General features: G+C 73.7%; 3 protein-coding genes. 1 reads left to right on the forward strand and 2 read right to left on the reverse strand.

From position 1 onward, the window contains the following. The first annotated feature begins 261 nt into the window (after positions 1-261). On the forward strand, positions 262-1,017 hold the full coding sequence (locus C5508_RS19085) for a MerR family transcriptional regulator (protein ID WP_104526484.1): 756 nt from the start codon (positions 262-264) through the stop codon (positions 1,015-1,017). 68 nt (positions 1,018-1,085) lie between these two features. On the opposite strand, the gene C5508_RS19090 is transcribed toward C5508_RS19085, so the two are convergent. Both C5508_RS19090 and C5508_RS19095 read right to left on the reverse strand, forming a co-directional pair. Then, positions 1,086-1,910, reverse strand: a complete 825-nt coding sequence (locus tag C5508_RS19090) for a methyltransferase domain-containing protein (protein ID WP_332872209.1) — start codon at positions 1,908-1,910, stop codon at positions 1,086-1,088. A 28-nt stretch (positions 1,911-1,938) separates the two neighbouring features. Then, on the reverse strand, positions 1,939-3,028 hold a 1,090-nt coding region (locus tag C5508_RS19095), incomplete at its 5' end, for a glycerol-3-phosphate dehydrogenase/oxidase (RefSeq protein ID WP_104526485.1).

Below are 3,028 nucleotides of genomic sequence, written 5' to 3' on the forward strand. Positions count from 1 at the left end.
TTGTTTCTTTTTTTTTTAATTGTAGTGCTCCCACTCTTTTCTTCAGTTTCAGATTGGTAGGAAGAGTCAGATTGTTATAAGAGACAGTCCCGGACCCCACCCCGGTCGCGTCCAGCACTGCCTCGTACAGCGGCGCGCCCCAGCCGCTCGGTCCCTCGCTCATCGGGCCGACACTAGGCCGCCCCGTCGTGCGAGATTCTGCTTGACCCTGACGCGACGTCAGGCCGCAGCCTCGTCGTCGTCAAGGAAGGAGGAACCGCGATGAACGTGGGAGAGGTCGCCGCACTGGCCGGCGTCACGGTGCGCACGCTGCACCACTACGACCGGATCGGGCTGCTGTCGCCGTCCGGGCGGACGGCGGCCGGGTACCGGCAGTACTCGCCGGCCGACCTGGACCGGTTGCACCAGGTGCTGCTCTACCGCGAGCTCGGGTTCCCCCTCGAGGAGGTCGCGACCCTGCTGGACGACCCGTCCGCCGATCCCGCCGTGCACCTGCGCCGCCAGCACCGGCTGCTGCAGGACCGGCTGGAGCGCACGCAGGCGATGGTCGCGGCCGTCGAGAAGGAGATGGAGGCACGATCGATGGGGATCTCACTCACCCCGGAGGAGCGGTTCGAGGTGTTCGGCGACTGGCTGCCGGAGGAGTACGCGGCAGAGGCCGAGGAGAAGTGGGGCGGGACCGAGGCCTGGGCGCAGTCCCAGCAGCGGACCCGCGCCATGACCAAGGACGACTGGCTGCGGGTCAAGGCCGAGACCGACGACGTCGAGGCGCGCTTCGCCGCCGCCCTGCGGGACGGCGTCCCCGCCGACGGGGAGACGGCGATGGGCCTCGCCGAGGAGCACCGGCAGCAGATCAGCCGGAACTTCTACGACTGCGGCTACGAGATCCACGCCGGCCTGGGCCGGATGTACGTGGAGGACGAGCGCTTCACCGCCCACTACGAGGGCATCGCGCCCGGCCTGGCCCAGTACGTGAGCACCGCCGTCCAGGCCAACGCCGCCCGTCACGGGGGCTGATCCGCGCTGCGGGGCCGTGCGCTGATGGGCAGTTCCCGGCCCCGGAACTGCCCATCAGCGCACACCGCTCACGGCACGCGGACGAGCAGTTCGGCGTGCAGCATGCCGAGCCAGCCGTCGTCCGCGTCACGCCACCGGAGCCACGCGGCGGCGATGTCGTCCAGCCCCGCGGGCGTCGCCAACCCGTAGGCCACCGCCTGCTCGGCGAAGGACGACGCCGTCGCCCGGCCGGCCCAGGAGTCGCCCCACCACCGCCGCTCGTCGGGGGTGGCGAAGCACCAGGCCGACGTCGTCGCGGTGACGTCGCGCAGGCCGGCGGCGTGCGCCCACGACACCAGCCGCCGGCCGGCGTCGGGTTCGGCGTCGTTGGCCCGGGCCACCCGGGAGTACAGCTCCAGCCAGCGGTCCAGCCCGTCGTCCAGCGGGAACCAGGTGGTCGCCGCGTAGTCCACGTCCCGGACGGCGATCATCCCGCCGGGCCGGCAGACCCGGGCCATCTCGCGCAGCGCCGCAACCGGATCGGTGAGGTGCTGGAGTACCTGGTGGGCGTGCACGACGTCGAACGAGCCGTCGGGGAGATCGAGGGCGTAGACGTCGCCCACGCCGAACTCGGCAGGGACCCCGGCTCGCTCGGCGGCGGCCCGCGCCTCGTCCAGCGGATCGGGCGAGACGTCGAGGCGGAGGACCCGTCCGGGGGCCACGAGCGCGGCGAGGTCGACGGTGATCGTGCCGGGGCCACAACCCACGTCGAGGACGTCGAGCCCGGGCGCAGCGCGGGGAGCAGGTAGGCCGCCGAGTTCTCGGCGGTGCGCCAGCGGTGCGACTGCAGGACGGGCTCGGCGTGCCCGTGCGTGTAGGTGTCCACGGCGGGATCGTGCACCCACCGTCCACACAGTGGAACGCCTTTCCCAAAAGTTGGGATCAGCCCTCCGGCAGCACCTGCTCGGCCACTGCGACCGCGCGCTCGCGGTCGGCGGGCACCAGACCGATGCGGGTGCGCCGGTCGAGGAGATCGGAGACGCTGCGCGCCCCCTCGTGGCGGACGGCGAACCGGAGCTCCCCCACGGTCTCCGGCCGCCCCGCCACCACGAGGGCCGGACCCAGCGCCTCGACCAGCGGCGCCTCCGTGCCGTAGCGCGCCACCAGCCGCTCGGCCGCGACCACCCGGTCCAGCGCCACCCGCGGCGCGGCACCCACCAGCGGCAGGCGGGCGGTCGTGGTCCGCGCCGCTCCCCTGCCCAGTCGCGCGACCACGGCGTCCACCGTCTCCTCGGCCATCGCCCGGTAGGTGGTGAGCTTGCCGCCGACCACCGACAGGACCGGTCCGTCCCAGCGGAGCAGGTGCTTGCGGGAGAGATCCGCGGTGGCACCGCCCGGCCCCGCGCCCGCCGACTCCGGCAGCACCAGGGGCCGGTAGCCGGCGTAGGCGCCGACCAGGTCCTCGCGGGTCAGCGGCTCGGCGAGGACCTGGTTCACGGTGGCGAGCAGCTGCTGCACCTCGGCGTCCGAGGGCTGTGCATCCTCCGCGGGCACCGGCCCGTCCACCGGCTCGTCGGTGAGCCCCAGGTGGACCAGGCCATCCGGCTGCGGCAGCGCGAACACGTACCGGGACCGGGAGCCGGGCAGCGGCACGGTCAGCGCCGCCAACGGCGACCCGAGCCGGTCGGCCGGCAGCACGAGGTGCGACCCCCGGGAGGGCACCAGCCGGATTCCCGGGGCCAGCTGCTGCGACCAGACACCGGCAGCGTTGACCACCACGCCAGCGCGCAGCCGCAGATCGGCGTCGTCCACGCGCACGTGCACGTCGGCGCCGTCGACCGCCAGCACCTCGGCGCCCGCGACCACCCGGGCGCCGTAGGCGGCGGCCGTGCGGGCCAGGGCGACCACGAGCCGCGCGTCGTCGGTCAGCTGCCCGTCCCAGAAGACGACGCCGCCGGCCCCTCCCCGCACCCCCGGCGTCATCCGCGCGACGTCGTCGGAGCGCACGCGCCGGGTCGGGGGCAGCGAGCCC

Origin of the sequence: Blastococcus atacamensis (assembly GCF_002938425.1) — a bacterium.
Lineage (GTDB): Bacteria > Actinomycetota > Actinomycetes > Mycobacteriales > Geodermatophilaceae > Blastococcus > Blastococcus atacamensis.

Coding starts and splice junctions, on each gene's coding strand:
- C5508_RS19085 (WP_104526484.1), top strand. CDS start 262: ATGAACGTGGGAGAGGTCGCCGCACTGGCCGGCGTCACGGTGCGCACG.